The sequence below is a fragment of the Thalassospira sp. UBA1131 genome (assembly GCF_002311515.1).
Lineage (GTDB): Bacteria > Pseudomonadota > Alphaproteobacteria > Rhodospirillales > Thalassospiraceae > Thalassospira.
Window position 1 is genome coordinate 1 of sequence record NZ_DCAO01000102.1, and the last position, 21,850, is coordinate 21,850.

18 protein-coding genes are annotated in these 21,850 nt (G+C 56.5%); 12 read left to right on the forward strand and 6 right to left on the reverse strand.

The genetic code is table 11. From position 1 onward, the window contains the following. Positions 1-181: 181 nt before the first annotated feature. Positions 182-505 (forward strand): ArsR/SmtB family transcription factor, encoded by a 324-nt coding sequence (locus B3Z49_RS15965; protein ID WP_296992664.1) that lies wholly within the window; start codon positions 182-184, stop codon positions 503-505. Between the two features lie 49 nt (positions 506-554). After that, the gene (locus tag B3Z49_RS15970; RefSeq protein WP_296992666.1) at positions 555-1,592 is read left to right on the forward strand and encodes a permease; all 1,038 of its coding nucleotides are present in this window, start codon (positions 555-557) and stop codon (positions 1,590-1,592) included. Position 1,593: 1 nt separating this feature from the next. Here the strand turns inward: B3Z49_RS15970 and B3Z49_RS15975 are convergent, their stop codons facing one another. Beyond that, positions 1,594-2,982, reverse strand: coding sequence for a PLP-dependent aminotransferase family protein (locus B3Z49_RS15975; RefSeq protein ID WP_296992668.1), 1,389 nt, complete (start codon positions 2,980-2,982; stop codon positions 1,594-1,596). An 85-nt stretch (positions 2,983-3,067) separates the two neighbouring features. Between B3Z49_RS15975 and B3Z49_RS15980 the strand changes: the two genes are divergently transcribed. Continuing rightward, positions 3,068-4,015, forward strand: a complete 948-nt coding sequence (locus tag B3Z49_RS15980) for a DMT family transporter (protein WP_296992671.1) — start codon at positions 3,068-3,070, stop codon at positions 4,013-4,015. A 138-nt stretch (positions 4,016-4,153) separates the two neighbouring features. After that, a complete protein-coding gene (locus tag B3Z49_RS15985) occupies positions 4,154-5,749 on the forward strand; it encodes a peptide chain release factor 3 (protein ID WP_008889778.1) in 1,596 nt (531 codons plus the stop codon). A 76-nt stretch (positions 5,750-5,825) separates the two neighbouring features. On the opposite strand, the gene B3Z49_RS15990 is transcribed toward B3Z49_RS15985, so the two are convergent. From B3Z49_RS15990 to B3Z49_RS16000, 3 genes are all read right to left on the reverse strand, one after another. Next, positions 5,826-6,155, reverse strand: coding sequence for an AzlD family protein (locus B3Z49_RS15990; protein WP_197146586.1), 330 nt, complete (start codon positions 6,153-6,155; stop codon positions 5,826-5,828). After that, a complete protein-coding gene (locus tag B3Z49_RS15995) occupies positions 6,152-7,021 on the reverse strand; it encodes an AzlC family ABC transporter permease (protein WP_296992675.1) in 870 nt (289 codons plus the stop codon). Before B3Z49_RS15995 ends, B3Z49_RS15990 begins: the two co-directional genes overlap by 4 nt. Before the next feature lie 173 nt (positions 7,022-7,194). After that, positions 7,195-8,103 (reverse strand): LysR family transcriptional regulator, encoded by a 909-nt coding sequence (locus tag B3Z49_RS16000; RefSeq protein ID WP_296992676.1) that lies wholly within the window; start codon positions 8,101-8,103, stop codon positions 7,195-7,197. A gap of 166 nt (positions 8,104-8,269) precedes the next feature. On the opposite strand from B3Z49_RS16000, the gene speB reads away from it, so the two are divergent. Beyond that, positions 8,270-9,325, forward strand: coding sequence for an agmatinase (gene speB / locus B3Z49_RS16005; protein WP_296992678.1), 1,056 nt, complete (start codon positions 8,270-8,272; stop codon positions 9,323-9,325). Positions 9,326-9,391: 66 nt separating this feature from the next. On the opposite strand, the gene B3Z49_RS16010 is transcribed toward speB, so the two are convergent. Continuing rightward, a complete protein-coding gene (locus B3Z49_RS16010; RefSeq protein WP_296992680.1) occupies positions 9,392-10,300 on the reverse strand; it encodes an AraC family transcriptional regulator in 909 nt (302 codons plus the stop codon). Between the two features lie 370 nt (positions 10,301-10,670). Here B3Z49_RS16010 and B3Z49_RS16015 point away from each other — a divergent pair, with 370 nt between their 5' ends. From B3Z49_RS16015 to B3Z49_RS16040, 6 genes are all read left to right on the forward strand, one after another. Further along, positions 10,671-12,782 carry a methyl-accepting chemotaxis protein gene (locus B3Z49_RS16015; RefSeq protein ID WP_296992682.1) on the forward strand — a complete coding sequence of 704 codons (2,112 nt, stop codon included), beginning with the start codon at positions 10,671-10,673 and terminating at the stop codon, positions 12,780-12,782. A gap of 343 nt (positions 12,783-13,125) precedes the next feature. Further along, entirely contained in the window at positions 13,126-14,292 is a 1,167-nt protein-coding gene (locus B3Z49_RS16020; protein WP_296992685.1) for an efflux RND transporter periplasmic adaptor subunit, read from the forward strand. A 2-nt stretch (positions 14,293-14,294) separates the two neighbouring features. Then, entirely contained in the window at positions 14,295-17,486 is a 3,192-nt protein-coding gene (locus B3Z49_RS16025) for an efflux RND transporter permease subunit (protein WP_296992688.1), read from the forward strand. Position 17,487: 1 nt separating this feature from the next. Further along, on the forward strand, positions 17,488-18,939 hold the full coding sequence (locus B3Z49_RS16030; RefSeq protein ID WP_296992690.1) for an efflux transporter outer membrane subunit: 1,452 nt from the start codon (positions 17,488-17,490) through the stop codon (positions 18,937-18,939). Between the two features lie 95 nt (positions 18,940-19,034). Continuing rightward, the gene (locus B3Z49_RS16035) at positions 19,035-19,646 is read left to right on the forward strand and encodes an alpha-ketoglutarate-dependent dioxygenase AlkB family protein (protein WP_296992691.1); all 612 of its coding nucleotides are present in this window, start codon (positions 19,035-19,037) and stop codon (positions 19,644-19,646) included. Between the two features lie 116 nt (positions 19,647-19,762). Then, the gene (locus tag B3Z49_RS16040; RefSeq protein ID WP_296992693.1) at positions 19,763-20,815 is read left to right on the forward strand and encodes a LacI family DNA-binding transcriptional regulator; all 1,053 of its coding nucleotides are present in this window, start codon (positions 19,763-19,765) and stop codon (positions 20,813-20,815) included. On the opposite strand, the gene B3Z49_RS16045 is transcribed toward B3Z49_RS16040, so the two are convergent. After that, positions 20,797-21,399, reverse strand: coding sequence for a DNA-3-methyladenine glycosylase I (locus B3Z49_RS16045; RefSeq protein ID WP_296992695.1), 603 nt, complete (start codon positions 21,397-21,399; stop codon positions 20,797-20,799). The two genes, B3Z49_RS16040 and B3Z49_RS16045, sit on opposite strands and share 19 nt — an antisense overlap. A gap of 278 nt (positions 21,400-21,677) precedes the next feature. On the opposite strand from B3Z49_RS16045, the gene B3Z49_RS22115 reads away from it, so the two are divergent. Beyond that, positions 21,678-21,850: YggT family protein (locus B3Z49_RS22115; protein ID WP_414716266.1), on the forward strand; the 173-nt coding region annotated here is incomplete at its 3' end.

The following is a 21,850-nucleotide window of genomic DNA, read 5'->3' on the forward strand; positions in this document are numbered from 1 at the left end:
ATTGCGTGTTTTGTTTCCATATGTCGGGAAGTATCGACATATATCGGTGCTGGCAAGTGACATTTGTATTGCAGTGGTGGTCATGCCCAAGTGCGACGTCAAAAAGGATATTTGAATCAGCCAGATACGGGAGATGTAGAAAATGTATTTAAATAACTAGAAATATAGTTATAATGACCGCATGAGTGAAAAAACCATTGCACCGGCCTTTGCTGCACTGGGCCACGAATCCCGTCTGAAAATCTATCGTCTGCTGGTCAAGGCCGGGGACGAAGGGCTTAATATCGGCGATATCGGGCGGGTGCTTGGCCTTCCGGCATCGACCCTTTCCCATCATCTGGGCACCTTGGTTCAGGCTGGTCTGGTCAAACAGGAAAAATTGGGGCGCGAAACCCGTAACCGGGCGGATTTCGATGTCATGCGCGATCTTATCGGCTTCATCACCGATGAATGTTGCAGCGGCGTCGATCTTGATGTCGCCGGTGAAACGGAAAAGGCCTGCTAGGTCGGGCTTTTTTTTGGATCAATATAACTAATTTTCTAGGGATATAGATATGAGTGCCCTGACATTTCAATTGCGCCGCATCGGCACTTCTGCCCGACAAACAGACCGGGTTTTGCTGGCAGCCTGCATCATCCTTGCCGCGATCTTTATCTTTGACGCGCCGCAATTTGTCCCAAGTTTGCAGTTCACGGCTGAGTCCTTTGTAAGCACGGCACCGTTTCTGGTGCTCTCAATCGGTATTGCCGCCTATGCGACGGCAACCGGGGCCGATAACCTGATTTCGCGTGCCTTTGCCGGGCGGCCTGTGCGAATGGTGTTTACCGCGGCCGCCTTCGGGGCGCTGTCGCCATTTTGCTCCTGCGGGGTGATCCCGCTGATTGCGGCCCTGCTTGCCATGGGGGTTCCGTTGGCACCGGTCATGGCGTTCTGGTTGGCGTCACCCGTGATTGACCCGGCGATGTTTGTTCTGACTGCGGGCACGCTTGGGACGGAATTTGCGGTGATTAAAATGATCTCGGCGATTGGTCTTGGTCTGATGGGTGGTTTTATCACCCTATGGCTGGGCTCGCGGGGCTTCCTTTCTGATCCGTTACGTGACGGGGTGGGCAATGGTGGCTGCGGCGGGGCCAAGGTCCGTTCACACAAGGCGGTTGTCTGGAAGTTCTGGCGCGATGATGAACGGATCAAAAAGTTCAGATCGTCCGCCATTGCCAACATGATCTTTTTGGGCAAGTGGATCGCCTTTGCCTTCCTGCTTGAAAGCATCATGGTCGCCTATGTTCCGGCTGAAAGTGTCAGTGGATTGCTTGGTGGTGACGGGATTGGCCCGATTGCCATTGCCACCCTTGTCGGGGTTCCGGCCTATTTGAATGGTTATGCCGCCCTTCCGATCATGGAAGGCCTGATTGCGCATGGCATGCAATCGGGCGCGGCGATGGCGTTTCTGGTGGCAGGTGGTGTGTCGTCGATCCCGGCGGCCATTGCCGTTTTTGCGCTGGTCAAAAAGCCGGTCTTTGCGCTGTATCTGGTTTATGCGCTGGTCGGTTCGTTCGCAATTGGCGTTATTTCGCAAGCCTGGCTTGGGTGATCTAAATCATCGCCGAGCATTGGCTTGGCAACATCTGAAGGACACTGGCGATGATTCCCAGCCCATGACGCAATCGATCTTCGCTAAGCTCGTGACTGATGCAGATCCGAACCGCTTCGGGGGCGTCATGTGCCTCTGCGGCAAAGCTGCGTCCTTCATTGATCAAAACACCAAGGCGTGCGCATTCGGCACAAAACACATCTGCGCGCCACCCTTCGGGCAGGCGTAACCAGATGTGAAACCCGTCACCCGGTGCTTCAGCGATCTCCTCTCCGAGAATGTCGAAGACGATTTGCTGGCGCCGGAGTGCTGTTTGCCGTTGCATCTGAGCAAGCTTTGAGGCTGTGCCATCCTTAATCAGGCGGTGTGCGATCTCAAGATTTGTCGGCGGTGTCATCCAGACGCTCAGATTGATGGCTTGATGTAGGGCGGGGACAAATCGTGTTGGCGCAGCCAGAAATCCGACGCGCAGACCCGGTGCCACAGTCTTCGAAAGGCTGGTGATATAAATTGTCTGATCCGGAGCGAAATGCGCAATGGGTGCAGGCTTGTCTCGTTTGAGCAGGCCAAACACATCGTCTTCAATCACAATGACATCATGTCGGCGGGCGGTTTCACCAATTTCCGCACGGCGCGCTGCTGGTAGTGTGACGGTCGTCGGGGCCTGCAATGTCGGCGTCAGATAAAAGGCCCGGGGGTTGGCATTGCGGCAGAGATCCTCGAAAGAGGCGGGGATAACGCCATTGTCATCCATTGCAACGCTTGCCGTTTTTAGGCCAAGCCGGGCTGCCATCCCCAAAACAGGGCTATAGGTGAGGGCTTCTGTTAAAAGCAGATCGCCCGGCTGCAAAAGTGCCATAAGGGCGCTCAATATCCCATGCTGTCCACCAATGACCGGCACGATGCAATCCGGATCGCAATCCAGACCATTTTCAGCCAGCCAGACTTTCCCCGCCTTACGATGTTTTTCCAGATGGGCATCCGTTTGGTAATCAAGCAATGCAGGCACTTCGGTGCTGGTGGCGATGTCGCCCAAAATCCTGCGAACGTCCTGTTCCGCAAATCCCGATAGCGGCAAATTGCGCGAAAGATCTACTGGTCCGCTTATTGGTCTTTGCATGGTTTGGGGTTCTTCATGCCCCAAGTTGCCGTCTGTGGAGCGCACGAAGGTTCCTCGCCCGACTTCCCCTTTCAGAAGGGCTCTCTTGACGGCCTCGGCATAGGCCCGGCTTGTTGTATTCGGGGACATATCGAGTTGATAGGCCAGTTCGCGATGCGGCAAAAGCCGCGTCCCGGCGGGAAGCCGTCCGCTTGCAATATCCTCTGCCATTGCTTCGACGATCTGCAGGTATTTCGGGCCTTCGCGCCCCGATAGATCAGGTATCCACATTGCTATCAGATCAATATTCTAATTGCATTGGTTAAATATTGGGGCAATTTGATGGAACTATCAATGGAAAACTGAGGGTCGAGCCATGGCGGAATTCACTTCATCTGGACGCAAAGGAGTTGCTCTTGCGCTGGGCAGTCTTGTCTTGCTTGCGGTTATGCCAATCATTTCCAACATGCGGCCCTTAGCGACCGATGCGCTGTCCTTCGCCTTTGCGCTTTCTGTCTGGCAAATTGTTTTCGCCGGGCCGTTGATGGGATTGGAGTTGCGGTTTGGCACGCCCGGGATTTTTGGTGTCGATCTGTCATGGCGTGTGCGCCGGCGCATGTTTCTGATGGCGTTGTTCACCGGTGGATTGTTTGGGCTGTCAACCTATGTCTATGTGCTTGGTGTTGAGAAGGCCGGTGCAACCAACGCGGCAATCGCCATTCAGGCCTATCCCGTTTTTGCAATTCTGATCGAAAGCCTGCTTCTGAAACGACGCAAGTCGATGCCGGAATATGTTCTGACGGCGATCCTGATCGGAACACTTTATTTTCTCGGGACCGGTGGCACGTTTCAGATGTCTGGTCTGTCTGAGTGGATTTTGCTTTGCCTTGGTGTGCCACTTCTATGGAGCATCGCCCACGTATTGATTAAAGAAGAGCTCGGGACCACACCGGTGACCCCAGCGCAGGTAACGTTCTTTCGGGTAATGATTTCTACCGTCTTCCTGTTTGTCGCGATTGCTATATCGGGTTCTTCGGCAATTGAACGGGGAATTGATGCGATCACACAGCCAATGTCGGCAGTCATGGGGTTGGTCTATTTCCTGGAATTGATCGTTTGGTTCTATGCTGTGCGTCACATTGATGTCTCGCTTGCCAGTTCGATCACCACGCCCTGGCCCGCATTGACAATGGTTCTGGCCATTCCTTTTCTTGGTGAAACTGTGGCGCTGTATCAAATACTGGCATTGCTGGTAGTCATTGCCTGCATCTACGGGCTGACACTTGTCGGTGTACGAAAGGCCTCTTTGGCAACAACGGTTTGAAAAATGCTGTTTGGCTCGTCGAAGCTGGCTGTCAAACTATGCCCTACATGTCCGCTATGATGATTTCACGGTGGCAATGACGTTAAAAATCGCTACATTGCGCGCCAAGAAATTCATATCGGATTAAAGTTGATAACCATGTCGATGATTGACAAGCAGGTATCGCGTCGCCGTACCTTCGCTATCATTGCTCACCCGGATGCGGGTAAAACCACCCTGACCGAAAAACTGCTTCTTTTCGGGGGTGCTATCCAGATGGCTGGTGCAGTGAAGGCGAAAAAGGAACAAAAGGGTGCCCGTTCGGACTTCATGAAGATCGAACAGGATCGCGGTATTTCCGTGTCCTCTGCCGTCATGACGTTCGAGTTCGAAGAAAATATCTTCAACCTGCTTGATACGCCGGGCCACGAAGACTTTTCCGAAGATACCTATCGCGTGCTGACCGCCGTTGACTCCGCTGTCATGGTGATTGACGGCGCGAAGGGCATCGAGGCCCAGACGCGCAAGCTGTTTGAGGTCTGTCGTCTGCGTGACGTGCCGATCACAACCTTTGTTAACAAGCTTGACCGTGAAGCACGGGATTCGTTCGAACTGATTGATCAGATCGAACAGGATCTTGCCCTTGATGTGTCGCCGGTTACCTGGCCGATTGGCTCGGGCCGTGATTTCCATGGCTGCTACGATCTGGTCAATGATCAGCTTCTGTTCATGGAAAAAGGCGGCAACGTCGTCAAGGAAGCCATCCCGATCAAGGGGCTTGATGACCCAAAGCTTGATGAACTGATCCCGGATTATCTTCTGGAAAAGCTTCGCGAAGAAGTCGAAATGGTGCGCGAAATCTGCCCGCCATTTGATTTGCAAAGCTACCGCGAAGGCCATCTGACCCCGGTCTTCTTTGGGTCGGCGGTCAATAACTTTGGCGTGCGTGAATTGTTGCGCGGCATTGGCGAAATCGCACCGACCCCGCGCCCGCAGGAAGCGGCAACGCGCTTGGTCGAAGCGGTCGAGCCGAAGGTTGCTGGCTTTGTATTTAAGGTGCAGGCCAACATTGACCCGAACCACCGTGACCGCATTGCGTTCATTCGTCTGTGTTCTGGCCATTTCAAACGCGGCATGAAGCTTAAGCATGTGCGTGCCGGCAAACTGATGGCGGTGCATAACCCGATGCTGTTCTTTGCCAATGAACGTGACATTGCCGAAGAAGCCTGGCCGGGCGACATCATCGGTATTCCGAACCACGGCACACTGCGCATTGGCGATACCCTGACCGAGGGCGAAGACCTTCGCTTCCGCGGGGTTCCGGCCTTCGCACCGGAATTGCTCCAGAAAGTCCGTCTTGATGATCCGCTCAAGGGCAAACACCTTCAGCGCGCGCTTGAACAGCTCGCTGAAGAAGGCGCATCGCAGGTCTTCAAGCCGATGATGGGTGCGGACTGGATCGTTGGCGTAGTCGGACAGCTTCAGTTCGAGGTCCTCAAAGAACGCATCTCGGCCGAATATGGCATCAAGGTGCATTTCGAACCGACGCCTGCCTATGCCGCCCGCTGGGTGGTGGGCGATGATCCGCTTGAAATCAAGAAATTCCGGGATGCCAACCAGTCGGCGCTGTTTGAAGACCATGACGAAACACTGGTCTTTATTGCGCGTAACGCCTGGCACCTTGAAACCACACAACGCGACTGGCCGAACCTCAAATTCGAAGCCACCCGCGAACAGAACCTGATTGCGGCATAATTACTGCACGCTGCCAAACGCAAAAAGCCGCCTTCATCCGAGGGCGGCTTTTTCTTTGCGTGTCTTCGGCGGTTGTCTAGTTGCCGATAAAATATCGGCCAACACCGACCAGAACCATGCCCACCGCCATGGCGGCAAACAGGTTGCGCGCAAGCGCCATGGTAATCACGGTGGCGGCCGCTCCGGCAATGCCGATGGCCCCTGCCGAAAGCGCACTTGGCACCCAGACGGAAATCAAAACAGCACCGGGCAGGCGTTCCAGCACATGCGCCCAGCGGCCATGTTGCGGCAAACGGTCCGCCATCAAAAGCCCGCCCAGACGCATGCCATAGGTCACCGCCGCCATGCCAAGGATGGTCAGAACGGCCTCAAGGCTGAAACTTGTCAGATCGGGGAATTGGGTCATTGGCCCGTCTCCATTGCAGTCTCTGTTGCAGGTTTGGCGGCGTTTGTGCCTTCCGGCGCGCCATAGGCATCCCGGCCTTCAACGGCAAATTCGGCCTCAAGGCTGTCATCATCCATGTCTTCGCGCCAGGTCAGGGCGGCGACAAGGACACCGGCACCCGCACCGGCCAAAATTGACCAGGTGCCGGGCAAAGTGTAATGGCCGATGACCGATCCGATTGCGGCGGCAATCCATGGCAAAAGGTCAACCTTGCCCTTCCACATGCCGATGGTCAGCGCGGCAAAGACGGCGGTAAAAGCGAAATCAAGCGCATAAACCTCCGGATCGGGAATACCCCCGCCCAGAAGGTAGCCAACCGTATTGCCGGTCGCCCAGACCACGCCCAGGAAAATCCCGCCGCCCAGCAAAAAGCCCGGATTGGCCAAATCCTTTTGCGTCATCGACACGGCCCAGTTTTCATCGGCGACCATATGCATGCCGGTCACCTTGACCCACAGCGGACGACCGCGAAACACCGGGCGCAGCGACGCCCCGATCAGGATATAGCGCATATTGATCACTGCCGTTGCGATGATGATGGTCGCACTTGGAATGGTTTCGCGCCAAAGATCGACCGACACGAACTGTGCCGATCCGGCAAATACGGCCAGGCTCATGAACAGAAGCTCGCCAAGTGACAAGCCGCGCTGTGCGGCCAGCACGCCAAGCACCGCACCAAAGATGATGGTGCTTGGCAAAAGCGGCAGACAGGCAAGGGCACCGCGCCGGATGGTATCGGCGTCGAAATGCCCTATCTGGGACTGGGGCTGCGGCTGGTTTTGGATCTGGTTCTCGGTCTGACTTTCGGTCTGTCCGGGGCGTGACATTTCCGACGTTTCCTGTGGTTGTTGGTGCCGGTTCGTTTTGGCGACCGGCACTTTCATGGGCGTAAACGGGTGGGCGAGGAGCCATCATTTCAGGCACCATACTGCCCGATATCAAATAGGCGGTATTGGACGATATTGCTATCGGTTGTTGGTGCCGGTTTTGGGCCTGCGGCTCAGGCCCGTTCGGTGGTGAAATCGGCGATCAGCATATCAAGGAAAAGCTTGGTGATCGGATCGGGTTGCTTGCTGTCATCAAGGCTGGCCTGAAAGGTGACTTTGACCTTCAACCGATCTGGCAGAACCATGCGCATGCGCCCGGCCTCGACAAACTGCCTGGCGTAATGTTCGGGCAGATAGCCCAAAAAGGCCCCCGACAGGATCAGGCGTGCCTCGGCCTCCATGTCCGAGACGGTCGCATGCGGGCGCGAAATGGCGAATTCCTTCAAATCCCGACCCAGCCAGGATTTCCGCCCGATCAGGCGATAACGGCGGATTTCATCAATATCGATGTCCGCATCATCCAGCGCAAAAAGCGGATGGTCTGATCCGCAATAAAACCGGTGGATTTCGTCATAAAGCGGGATATAGCGCAGACCCAGAACGGTCTTTGGAAAGCTGCATATGCCGATCTGGATATTGTCAGTCACAACTTCGCGCAGCAGGTCATTGGGCGGATAGGTCACGACATTCAGCGTCACATCCGGTGCGCGTTCCATAAACCGCGCAATGGTCTTTTCAATCCGCCGTGCCCCCGGATCGGTGATGGTATTATCGGTAAGCCCGATGGTCAGGGTGCCACTCAGCTTTTCACGGAGCGCCCGCATCTTGGTTTCATATTGCGCGACCGATTTGAACAGCCGGTGGGCTTCTTCAAACACCACCTGGCCTTCGCGTGTCAGGGCAAAACCACCCCGCCCGCGTTTGCAAAGCGTAAAGCCCAGCCGTGTTTCAAGGGCGGTGACATAGCTTGAAATTGTTGAAAGTGACAGATTGAGATCACTTTGCGCCGCGGCAAAACCCCCGGCCTCGACAATGGTCAGGAAGATACGCAAAAGCTTGAGATCGGCCTGTTCCGTAATCATCGGGCGGGGTCCATGGGTAAGCGGTCATTACTTTGAGGATTACCAAAGTAAAGTTCAGAAATACGTGATTTTTAACGGCCGCGCAATTTGATCTGATCGGGCCAACAAAAACATTCGGCTATTGGTTCAGATCGTACCGAGCCGATGTGCCACTTCAGGAGGTCCCATGTTCACAGACGACAAGCTTGCGAAACTGCGCGAAAAATACGGCAACGCCAAGGGTGCCGACATCTTTGATCCGCATTTCCGCGAAGTGGCGGCATCGCAGTTTTCCGAAAGTGGCGGGCGCAAATGGCCGTTTGCCGGGGTGCCGACTTTCCTTGATGCACCGTTTTTTGCTGATGCCGAGCGCGAGAATTTTGCAGACCTCGACATCGCCCTTGTCGGCGTGCCGATGGATCTTGGTGTCAGCAACCGTGCCGGTGCCCGTCTTGGCCCGCGCGCGGTGCGCAATATCGAACGCATCGGTCCGTATGAACATGTCCTGCGCATGGTGCCGGGTGCCATGGCCCGCATTGCCGATATTGGCGATGTCCCGTTCAGAAGCCGTTATTCGCTTGAAAGCTGCCACGAAGATATTGAGGCCTACTTCACTAAAATTGTCGGCGCTGGCGTCATCCCGATTGCCGTCGGCGGCGATCATTCGATCAGCTATTCGATCCAGAAGGCGGTGGGCAAGGATCGCCCGGTTGGCATGATCCATCTTGATGCACATTGCGATACCTGCGGTGCCTATGACGGTTCGCGTTTCCATCATGGCGGCCCGTTCCGCGAGGCGGTGATGGATGGCGTCCTTGATCCCGAACGCACCATTCAGATCGGCATTCGTGGCCCGTCGGAATATGTCTGGGAGTTCTCGTACGACAGCGGCATGACCGTCATCCATGCCGAAGAAGTTCCGAAAATGGGGGTAGATGCCGTCATTGCCAAGGCCCGCGAAGTGGTTGGTGATGGGCCGGTTTATCTGTCCTTTGATGTTGATTGCCTGGATCCGTCCTTCGCACCGGGCACCGGCACGCCAGAGGTCGGTGGTCTCACCTCGCGCGAGGCACTGGCAATTTTGCGCGGGCTCAAGGGGCTTGATTTTGTCGGTGCGGATGTTGTCGAAGTCGCCCCGCAATATGATGCCACGACCAACACCGCCCATATCGCCGCACAGGTCCTGTTTGAAGAACTGTGTCTGGTGGTCGATGCGATGAAACGCCGCGGCGCTGGCGCGTAAATACAACTGATGTCGCCTGCCCAGCCCATTCACATGACGGGCGGGCGATGTCGGTTTTGTGCCGGTTTAGGGATCAAGACTTGCGATAAACGCTCCGGGGCTGACGCCCCACATGGCCTTGAAATGCCGGTTCAGGTGGCTTTGATCGGCAAAGCCGGTGGCCGCGGCCGCATCGGCAATGCTTGCCCCGTCAAACAGCAACCGCTTGGCCCGCCGTAACCGCATATGATTGAAATAGGTATGCGGCGGAAGCCCGGTTGCCGCGCGAAACACGCGCAACAAATGAAACCGGCTGAGCCCGGTAATCATCGCAAGATCATCAAGCGATATGTTCGCATCCAAGTGCGCGGCCATATAGTCAATCACCGCCTGAACACGTTTGTCCTCTGACCCCGGCTGATAAAGATAGGGCGGGGCATCAGCATGGCGCAGCGCAAGGCGGGCGGCGCTGTAAAGAAGCTGACTGTCGCGTTCCAACAAGCTGTTGCTGCCGTTGCTGCCATCGTCATTCGGGCGAAACAGGCGGTGCAGCCCTTGCAGTTGCAAATGCAATTCCGGGTCGTTGACAACACAGGAGCCGAAAAACGGCAGGCCACTGTTTTTGGGCGAAAGCTCCGTCACCAGATCGCCAAACACCTTCGGGTCGATGAACATGATCTGGTATTGATAGCCATCATCGGATGCCGGACTGCCATCATGCACCTGCATCGGGTTCATCATCAAAAGCTGCCCACGCGCGGCGACATAATTTGTCCCGCGGGTTGTAAACCGCTCCGCCCCGTTCAGGACAGTGCCAAACGCGTAATAATCGTGGCTGTGTTTTGGGAAAGAGAAATTCTTGTAATCGGCTTCGAACATATCAATGCCGTCGGCTGCCCGCCAGTGGCGGGCAATCTCGCGGGGGCGGCCGGTCGCCGGTCGCGATGACGTCTGGCGACGCTGGGCTGCCGTGTTCTGTCGCGCAGCACTGTTCATGGCACCATTATAACGCCAAGGCCGGATGCCAGCTTGTACAATATTGTCATCGTGACATTTTAATTGGCATCATTCCAAAAAATCGACGGAGGCCTGCGCAACCTTGCGGCGGAGGGTCGAGTCGCGGTCGATTTTGGGAAATCTGCCGGTTTGAAACCCTTCGAAACGGATAATGACCTTCGTCCAATTGTATAATGCGATGTTCATATGAACATTTTCGGGTGGCCAGAATGTTGTTTTGCGCAGCGCAAATCACCATCCGGCACCTTGTTTGATCGACAAATGCGGGTTTCATCCAACTGTTACAAAACCGCGCCCTGCACACATGTATGAATCGCGCCAAACGTAAATTTTGCTGTTTGGATGTCCCATGTTTCTTGATCGCATTCGTATCGGATCGCGCATCTTCGCCGGTTTCTTTGTTCTGGTTGTTCTGCTGGTTGGCCTGTCTGCCTTGTCATCAACCTATCTTTTGGGCTTTGGCGCACATGCAGATCGCATTGCCAAAAGTACCGGTCTGGTCGGGCTTGCCAATGACTATGCACTGCGCCTGGAACGTCTTTCCAACCAGGTCCTTCTGTTTGCCCAGACGGTTGATCCGCTTGACCGCGAAGGCATCACCACCATGCGCGAGGCGGCTGAGCAAAGCGGTGCCACCCTTGTCACCCAACTGCGTCAAAACGGCGATAGCGATCGCGCAGATGCGCTTGAAAGCCTGAGTGCCGATTACATCGCAACGCTGGAGCCCCTTGTGCTGCGGGCTGAAAACCTGTCGGCAGCATCGGAAACCATGCTGCTTGGCGCCAATCAACTTGGCAAATCCGCAAGCCAGCTTGAAGATTTCATCGCCAAACGCGATCCGGTGATTGCCGAGAAATATGCAGACAAGCTTGGCGCGGCCAATCTGGCCGCCATCGTCAATTCCCTGCAATTCCCGATCCTGCGCACCGCGGACTCACTTGATGCCGCCCGCACGCAGACTTCGGCCCTGACCGATCTTCAGGAAGAAATCAAAGCGTCCTTTGATGGGCTGACGCGTAACGAGAAAAAGCTGTTCTCCTACGCGATCCGCGATAACGATTTGCTAAAACAGGGCGCGAACCAGCTCGAAGCCTCCATCGCAGGCTTCCGTCAATCAATGGATGACTTCAAATCGGCCGTTCGCGAAGTCCAGACCATCACCCAGAATATCCGAACAGACGCCATGACCAATCAAACCGCTCTGGTCGAGGCCGCCCATAATCAGTCGGAAAACTCGGCCCTGACCAACATCGTGGTTGCCGCCATCGGCGTTCTGATTGCCGTCGCCCTTGCGCTTGGCATCGCGATGAGCATCCTGCGTCCGTTGCGCCGGGTGAATGGTGACATGACCCGGCTCAGTGAAAACGACACCGATATCGCCCTTGCCGATATCAAGCGCCGTGATGAATTCGGGGCGATGTCGCGCACCGTTGCGATCTTCCGCGAAAATGCGCTTAAGATCGAAAAAATGGCCGAGGAACGCATCACGCTTCAGCGCATCGAGGAAGAAAAACGTCGCGCATCCCTTGGCGCGATGGCCGAAACGATTGAGGGCGAGACCACCGGTCTTGTCAAATCGGTCAATCATCAGGTGACCCGCATGCGCGAAGCCGTGGTCGAAGTCGCGGCCGCCGCCGAACGCGTCACCGGTCAAACCGAAACCGCAACCAGTGCCGCACACGACAGCCAGTCACATTCCAATGCCATCGGCGATGCTGCCAACCGTCTGCGCGAAGCCATCGTCTCGATCGCCAACCGCGTCGAACATCAACGCGAAATCGCCCAAAGTGCCGTCGGCTCGACCGAGGAATCGGCAAAGGCCGTCGATGACCTGCGCGAAGTCGCCACCAGCATCGAACAGATTGTCGACCTGATCCGCGGTATTGCCGGGCAAACCAACATGCTGGCGCTCAATGCGACCATCGAGGCCGCCCGTGCGGGGGATGCCGGCAAGGGCTTTGCCGTCGTCGCGGCAGAGGTCAAAAACCTTGCCAGCCAGACCGAACGCGCGACTGAGCAGATCACCGAACATGTCAACGCCATGGGCGCTGTTACGGATCGCTGTGTTGCCTCCATGGAGGATGTTGGGGTCACGGTGCGGTCGATGATGTCAATCTCCGAAGAGGTCGCAGGCGATGTTGAACATCAACGCCGCGAGACCGAGGAGATTACCGGTGCCATCGCCCTTGCCGGCGATGCGGTGCGCAATGTTGCGACCGCCATCGGTGCGGTATCCGAAGACATCGAAGTCACCCGCAAGCTCAGCCTTGATCTTAATCGTCGTGCCGACGAGGTTGACCGCAATGTGACCGAGCTCACAGCATCCCTTGACCGTGCGGTGGCTTCTGCGGCTGGTAACGAAGACTCTGATGCCGCTGACGACAACGCCGAAGACACCACCATATGGCACGATGACAATCTGGTGGTCTTCCCGCAAACGCAACAGCGCGGTGCCGCCTGATTTACCTGAATCGGCCCGCGGTTTCACTGCTGAAATTCAAAATTGAACAACAAAGGCCTGCACACCGTATAGAGGGTGTGCAGGCCTAATGCATTTGGTCAGTGCTATCGGCGCAAAACGCAGGATTTGTCAGCAGTTAAGATACAAACTGCGACGTTTCTGATACACTTTTTGTGTGGTTCTCACTGGCGGGTTGCAATATCGTTCGGGGCAACGGTATTTCATCAAAAGCATAAAGCCTACTATTCGGTACTGAATTGAAATACCGGCACTTTCCCGGCGCGGGAACAGTGTCATTTGCAGTAAGGTTGTTTGGTCAGCCCGACTTGGAAGTATCAATGTGATGGCGCGTAAATCAACGCTTCTGATCGCAGGTGTTGCACTGATTGTTGTTGCGGCCTCTGCCTATATCTTTGCCAAAGACGACATCACGGCGTTAATTGCGCCCGATGCGCAACCCGCAAGTTCCGGGCAGCGCGGTGGCGGCGAACGCAGTCTTCCGGTGATTGCCGAATATGCCAGCCTGATGGATGAAAAGACCGTTGTCGAAGCGGTCGGTACGGGCAAATCGGCCCTGGGTGTTTCGATTTATCCAGCCGTGTCGGGCGAAGTTGCAGATGTGCTTGTGCGCGCCGGTGACAAGGTGACCGAAGGACAGGTTCTTGTCATTCTGGACTCTGATCGCGAACGCCTTGCCCGCGATCTTGCCGCTGTTCAGGCCCGTGATGCCGAACAACTTCTTGCCCGCTATGAAAAGGCCCGCCCGCTGGGTGCCGTTGCCGAAAGCGAAGTTGACAGTGCCCGCACCGCCTTGGCCGAGGCCCGCATCGCCCTTGATCAGGCAGAGGTCAATCTGGCCGATCGCACCATTCTGGCCCCGTTTGATGGCATCGTCGGCATCCCGCAGGTTGAGGCCGGCGACCGTGTTGACAGTTCCACCGCCATCGTGACGCTTGATAACATCGATAGCATTCTGGTCGATTTCGAAGTTGCCGAAACCCGGTTTGACAATGTCCGTCCCGGCCAGTCGGTCCGGGTTGAAACCTGGAGCCTGCCGGGCGAAGAATTCACCGGTGTGGTTGAGTCTATTGGCAGCCGTATCGATCCCGAAAGCCGCACCTTTGCCGTGCGCGCCCGGGTGCCAAACCCCAATAGTCGCTTGCTCGCCGGGATGTCCTTTGCGGTTTATGTCGATATCGAAGGCAAACAATATCCCGCAGTTGCCGAAATTTCAGTCCTGTGGGGTGATGAAGGCACCTATGTCTGGCGGATCGATGATGAAGACAAGGTCTCGCGCGTTCCCGTCCGTGTTGTGAAACGGACCAATGGCCGGATCCTTCTCGATGGCGGGATTGCCGAGGGTGATCTGGTCGTGGTCGAGGGTGTCTTGCGTTTGCGTCCGGGCCGGACTGTTTCGGCAACCATTCGCGGTGATAACCCCGCACCTGAAAATGCGCCGTCTGATGCGGGCGGCGTTGCCACCCGCGAAGGCGCTGGCGAGGGGTCCTGATCATGACGACAGGAAGCGAAAATCACGATCATAACGATCTTGCGTCACTCAGTATCCGACGCCCTGTTCTGATCAGTGTGGTGTCCATGCTGATCATCCTGGCCGGTCTTGCCGCGATGCTGGGTGTGGAAATTCGCGAACTGCCCAACGTGGATCGCCCAACCATCACCGTGACCGCCGACTATGACGGCGCATCGCCGGAAACGGTCGATTCCGAAGTCACCGGAATCATCGAAAGTGCGGCATCGCGCGTCAGTGGCATCAAGGAAATCAGTTCGCAAAGCGAAGAGGCCAACGCCCGCATTCGCATCGAATTCTACCCCGATGTTGAAATCAACGATGCCGCCAGCGACATCCGCGAAGCCATCAGCCGTGCGGAACGCAGCCTGCCCGACGGGGTGGAAAACGTTCGCGTGGTCAAGGCCGATGCCGATGCCAGTGCGATCATGCGCATTGCGGTTGTCAGCAACAGCCTGACCGAGGAAGAACTCGCCAACATCGTCGAAGACCAGATCAGCCCGTCCTTGCTGTCGGTGCCCGGCGTGGCGGAAGTCGGGGTCAACGGGGATCGCGAACGCGTTTTGCATGTGCGCATCGATCCGCTGCGCATGGCAAGTTACGGCCTGTCGGTTCAGGATGTCGCCGACCTTCTGCGCACCGCCCAGTTTGATATCCCGGCAGGCAGTTTTGAGTCATCCGATCAGAAACTGTTTGTCCGCGCTGACGCGTCTGTTTGGGAGGTCGACAGACTGAACCAGATGCTGGTGCGCGACGGTGTCCAGATGGGCGACGTTGCCGATATCTATTACGGCCCGGATGATGCGACGTCCTATGTGCGGCTGAATGGTCGCACGGTGATCGGGCTGAGTATTACCCGTCAGGCGCAATCCAACACGATTGCGATTTCCAATGGCGTGCGTGATGTCGTTGAACGCCTTAACGAGCAATATGACGATCTTGATGTATTCGTGAACTCCGATGACGCGGTCTTTATCGAAGGCGCGCTGTGGGAAGTGATCTTTAGTCTCGGTCTTGCCATCGCGATTGTGATCGGGGTGCTTTATCTGTTCCTCAGATCCTTTACCGCGACGCTGATCCCAACCATCACCATTCCGATTGCCCTGATCGGCACGGTTGCCGCCATCTGGGCGATGGGCTTTTCGATCAACATCCTGACCCTTCTCGCACTTGTTCTCGCAACCGGCATGATTGTCGATGACGCGATTGTTGTGCTGGAAAATATCCAGCGCCGCCGTCATCAGGGGCTTGGGTCGATGGCCGCCGCAGTGCTTGGCTCGCGCCAGGTGTTCTTTGCCGTGATCGCCACCACGCTAACGCTGATTTCGGTGTTCGTTCCGATTTCCTTCCTGCCAAGCACGGCCGGGCGTCTGTTCCGTGAATTCGGTTTTGTGCTGGCCTTTGCGGTGGCGGTGTCATCCTTTGTCGCACTCTCGCTCTGCCCGATGCTGGCATCGCGCCTGAAACATATCGATCCGCATGATGGTAAGAGTGATGACGCCCCCAACATGCTGGAGCGTTTCGGCTTCTTCTGTGCCGGGATTTACCGCCGCATTCTCGAAGCCGCCCTTGGCAGCCCGATTATTACCGTGATGATTTGTGTCGTTGCCTGTGGGCTTGCCTTTGGCGTCTATACCAATGTGACGCAGGAATTGCTGCCCGATGAGGATCGCGGACGTATTCTTGTTTCCATGCGGGGGCCGGACGGGGTCGGTATCGACTATATGGACCGTCAGGTCGAGGCGGTTGAAGACATCCTGCGCCCGGTGGTCGAGGCAGGTGATGCTTATAACATCTACACCATTGTCGGCCTGTGGGATCCGAACCGCGCCCTTGTGATCGCCCCGCTAAAACCGTGGGAAGAACGGTCCCGCTCGCAGCAGGAAATTACCGCATCGATACGGGGCGATCTGAATGCGCTTCCGGGTGTACAAGCCTATGTCTGGCAGCCCAACAGTCTTGGCCTGCGCGGTGGCACGGGCGAGGGGCTTGAATTTGCCCTGACCGGGACAAGCTATCGCACGCTGGCCGAAAATGCCCGCGCCATGCAGCAGGAGATCGAGGCAAACTATCCCGGCCTCACCGGCCTTCGGGTATCCTATCAAACCACCCAGCCGCAGCTTCTGGTCAATATTGATCGCAAGCGCGCCTTTGATCTGGGCATCCCGATCGAAGAACTTGATACCACGCTGCGTGCGATGATCGAAGGATACGAAGTCACCGAAATCAATGTCGATGACCAGAATGTGCCCATTAAACTGCGCAGTGCGCTGGGCAGCATCAATGACCCGTCGGACCTCGAAAACCTGTTCGTCACCGGCACCAATGGTCGCATCCTGCCGCTGTCTTCTGTCATCACCTTGACCGAAGAAGCCGTCGCCTCCGAACTTGAACGCGAAGGGCAACAACGTGCTGTCACCATCTCGGCCAACCTGGCACCTGGCTATACCCTGGCCGAGGCGGTCGCGGATGTGAACACGGTCGGCGATCAGTTGCTGCCCCCCGGTGTCGGCATCCTGTTCCTTGGCAATGCTGCGGCGTTGGGCGAAACTGCCAACGATGTGCAGATCACCTTCCTGATTGCGGTTCTTGTGGTGTTGCTGGTTCTGGCCGCCCAGTTCGAAAGCTTTACCTCCGCCCTTGTCGTGGTTTTGACCGTGCCGTTTGGTTTGGCGGCTGCCATCTATGCGCTGGCGCTCAGTGGCACCTCAATCAATATCTACAGCCAGATCGGGTTGGTGATGCTGGTCGGGCTTATGGCCAAGAACGGGATTCTGGTTGTCGAATTCGCCGATCAGTTGCGTGATGCTGGGAAATCCGTGCGCGATGCCGTGCATGATGCCGCGATGGTGCGTTTGCGTCCGATCATGATGACCATGATTTCCACTGTTCTGGGCGGCTTGCCGCTTGTCCTTGGCACCGGTGCCGGGGCAGAGGCGCGCGCGGCCATCGGCTGGGTGGTGTTTGGCGGTCTTGGCTTTGCCACCGTCTTTACATTGTTCCTGACCCCGGTGCTGTATCTGTTGCTGGCGCCCTTGGTGTCGGCCCGTGCCGATGGCGGCAAGAAGCTGCAATCGCAACTGCGCGCCGCCGAAGCCATCCCCGATCATGGCGAGGCGGCATCACATGTCGCGGCGGAGCCCGGAAGTGGCGGTCTTCAAGAAAGTGCGAAATAATATGAATAATCCTCACATTTCTGCGATTTCGGGAATTGCCCTTTTGCTTGCACTGGCCGGGTGTCAGTCTGTCGGGCCGGATTATACCGCGCCGAACTTTGATCTTGTCGGGGCCTACACCCCGGAAATCCCGGTGATTGCCGCCAATCAAAGCAAACAGGACCGCTGGTGGGAAAGCACCACCGACCCGGTTTTAAATGGTCTGATTAATGAAGGGGTCGAAAACAATATCGACCTTCAGATCGCAATCAGTCGCATCCGTGCGGCTGCGGCCACTGCACGTGGCGTTGCCGGGGCCAATGGGCCGCAGGTTGGCGCATCGGTTAACGGATCGGCCAGTCGGTCAACCTCCAGCCGCGCCAATGGCGATCAGGTGACCGATATGGGCTATGGTGCTGGCATTGATTTGTCCTGGACCGCCGATATCTGGGGCGGTCAGACACGCGAGGAAGAAGTCGCTGAGGCCGACTATCTTCAGCAGGTTTACCTGCGTGAAGACGTCTATCGCACCATGATTGCCGACATCATCCGCAACTATATCGAACTGCGCGGGGCACAGCGGCGCTTGGCCCTTTTGCGGGACTCGCTTGATCTGCAACGCCAGACCAGCAACATCGTGCAGGTCCGTTTGCAAACCGGTCTCGGTTCCGAGCTTGATCTGTCACGCGCTCGCGCCGAGGTCGCCGATCTTGAGGCGACGGTTCCGATCCTGCAGACCACCATTGACCGGTCGATCAATGCGATTTCCATTCTGGTCGGCGCACAGCCGGGCACCCATCGCGATCTGTTGCTTGATGCATCGCCACTGCCCGAATTTCAAAGCAGCCCGCCAATTGGCATCCCGGCCGATTTGCTGCGCCGCCGGCCAGATGTGCGTGCGGCCGAGCTGGCGCTGATTTCCGCGACCTCGCAAATCGGGGTGCAAACCGCAACGCTGTATCCGGAATTGACGCTTGATGGGTCGCTGGCGCTTGGTGTGACGGGCTATGGCACCGGGCCGATTGTCCGAACGGCCATGGCGGCCATCGGCGCATTGATCGATGCGACCCTGTATGATGGCGGCGAACGGCGTGCGAATATCACGGTGGCCGAGGAGGAGGCTGAACAGGCCTTCCTGACCTACCGCCAGACACTTCTGAGCGCGATTGAGGAAGTCGAAAGTGCGATTTACGGCTATGTCGGGGCAGTGGCACAGCGCGATTCCCTGATCGCATCGGTGCAATATCACCGCGATGCCTTTGAACAGTCACGCGTGCGCTACGTACAGGGCCTGTCGGACTTCCTTGATGTGCTCGATTCCCAGCGCAGTCTGACCACATCCCTGCAATCATTGACCGATTCCGAAACCGATCTGGAACTTGAAACCATCAATCTCTATAGCGCGGCGGGACTGAGTGTTGAGGATGTCGAACGCTATGCCAACGAGGCTGGTGTGACGTTGGTAAACGGCTAGAACCTGTTGCGGCAAAGCACATATCAGCAAACTGTGGCTTGAGTTTCGGCGCCGTTCATCCTAGGTCTTTGGCAATCTGTATTCCGGGGAAAACCATGACCGGCGATCTGTTTGCCAATGAACCACCACGCAATCTTTTGCCCTTTGATGGCGAAGTATTGTTGCTGCGTGACATCATGGATGCTGATGAAGCCGACAAGACCTTTGCCCGGCTTCAAAGCAACATCGTCTGGCAACAGGAAATCGCCAAACTCCATGGCAAGGAAATCCCGGTCCCGCGTCTGACCGCATGGTATGGCGAAGTCGCCTATCGCTATAGCGGGGTGTATCACCCGGCAAGTCCGTTCCCCTCTATCGTTGCCCCTTTGCGCACCTTGGCCGAAGAACTGGCAGGCGCGCGCTTTAACACCGTGCTGCTCAACCAGTATCGCGATGGGCGTGACAGCGTTTCCTGGCATGCCGATGACGAGGAAGTTCTGGGCGAAAACCCGGTGATTGCCAGCCTGACATTTGGGCAGGAACGCCGCTTTCATTTCCGCCACAAGAAAACCGGTGATCGCCTCAGCATCGATCTGCCACATAATTCGGCTCTGATCATGTCAGGCGCGACACAGCATTGCTGGCTGCATCAGTTGCCAAAGACCGCCCGGCAGGTCGGCCCGCGGATCAACCTGACCTTCCGCAACACCCGCCCCGAAAGCCGATAAGTGATCGTATCCTGACGAGGTAATGCGTTCTGGTAGTATCGTGCTGGTTCTGGCTATAGTGTCGGCAATTCAACTGGGTAAAGATCACACACGACAGTTTCGGGGATAAGGCACGCATGGCAAAACGCGTAAAACTTCTGGATGTCGCCAAGGCGGCCGGGGTTTCGCAAGGGACAGCCTCCAATGCGTTTGGCAAGCCTGATCTGGTCCGCCCGGAAGTCCGCGAACGCATCTTTGAAGCCGCGCGCGAACTGGGTTATCGCGGGCCGCATGTCATGGCGCGTATGCTCCGCACTGGCAAGGCGGGTGCGCTGGGCGTCGTGTTTCCCGATAATCTTGAATATGCCTTTACTGATCCGGTGGCGATTGAGCTGTTGCGCGGGATCGGGCGCGAATGCGCGCGGCACGGCGTCAATGTCATGATCATTTCGGCCGAAAACCCCGAACAGGCGATTGCCGCGGTCAATAATGCCGCGGTCGATGCCTTTCTGGTGCATTGCTATTCCGATAATAACGACATCATCGCGGCCATCCAGCGCCGCAACCAGCCACTGATCAGTATTGATACCGACATTGCCGGTGCGGCTGGGACCGTAGTACTCGATGACTTCTCGGCTGCGAAAAATGCGGCCCTGCATTTACTCGATTGCGGCGCCACGAAATTCGCCATTCTGTCGCTTCAGGCGACCGAGCACGATCATTTCGGCCCAATGAGCCCCAACCGTCTGGGCGCGGCCAGCCACCGGGTGGTGCGCGAACGCCTGGCGGGGTATCACGCGGCGCTTGAAGCCGCCGGAATTGCCGCAAGTGATGTTGTCCATATCGAATGCGACAACCAGTCCGAACAAAGTGCCCAAATGACGACAGAGCTTCTGTCAAACCATCCCGAAATCAACGGCATTCTCGCCATGTCGGACGTGATTGCCATCGGCGCAATTGACGCCGCTCGTGCCATCGGGCGCAACGTGCCGGGTGATCTCAAGGTCATTGGCATTGATGGTATTCCTGCCGGCGAACGCACCGACCCGCCACTGACCACCATGCATCAGGACTCGGTGGAAAAAGGCCGGCTCGCCGCCGAAATGGCGCTATCGGATGAACCGGGCAAAACCATCACCCTGCAAACCAGCTTGCTGTTGCGCGGGTCTACTCAGGAAAGCTCGGGGTAACGGTAACAGTCGGTGGTGTGGTCCATGACGATGCCGGTGGCCTGCAGGAAGGAATAGATGATCGTGGTGCCGACAAACTTCATGCCGCGTTTTTTCAGATCCTTGGAAATCTTGTCGCTGAGGTCGGTCGAAACCGGCACGTCCGACATGCGCTTCCAGTGATTGATCACCGGCATTCCTCCTACAAATGACCAGATGTAGGAATCGAAGCTTCCGAACTCTTTTTGGATTGCGATGAATGTTTGCGCATTTTGAATAGACGCCGCGACTTTTAATTTATTTCGAATAATCCCCGGATCGGCCAGAAGGGCTTCCTGCTTGGCCGCGTCATAGGCCGCGACCTTACTTACATCGAAATTGTCATAGGCCGCGCGATAGGTATCCCGCCGTGCCAGAATGGTCAGCCAACTCAGGCCCGCCTGCGCACCTTCAAGGATCAGCATTTCAAAGAAATGTCGGTCATCATGCACCGGCACACCCCATTCCGTGTCGTGATAATCGACATAGAACTGCTTGTCGGCATGGCTCAGGGCCCAGCCGCAGCGCGGGTGGTGCTGGTGGCGCAGGTGATCTTGGTTCTGCATGCTAAATCCTCCTTGTGGCGTGCGCATTCTGGCCGTGGAGCATGCGAACCCGCAAGCTGTAATCGGGGGGCGCCTGACATCTCCTGACAGTTTCTGGCAGGCGTTTTGGCAAGCCGGTTGGTGAGCATGATCACAAAGCGATGAAAACTTCCCCTCATTTGCGGCAAAATCAACGCTGTGTGCTTGCGTTAGCGGCCATTGCCGACTAGGTTTTGCTGCGTGCAAACATCTTTCCGGGCCCAAAGCATCCGTGCGCCCGGCGATTGTAAGGAGCGGCGATGCTGGCGATTTTTTGGCTTATTGACACTGTGGTGGGGATCTACATTTTCATGCTGATTGCATCTGCAATCCTGTCATGGCTTGTGGCGTTCAACGTGATCAATACCAGCAACCGGTTTGTTTATTTGGTTGGTGATTTCCTCTATCGGGTTACCGAACCGGTATTGCGCCC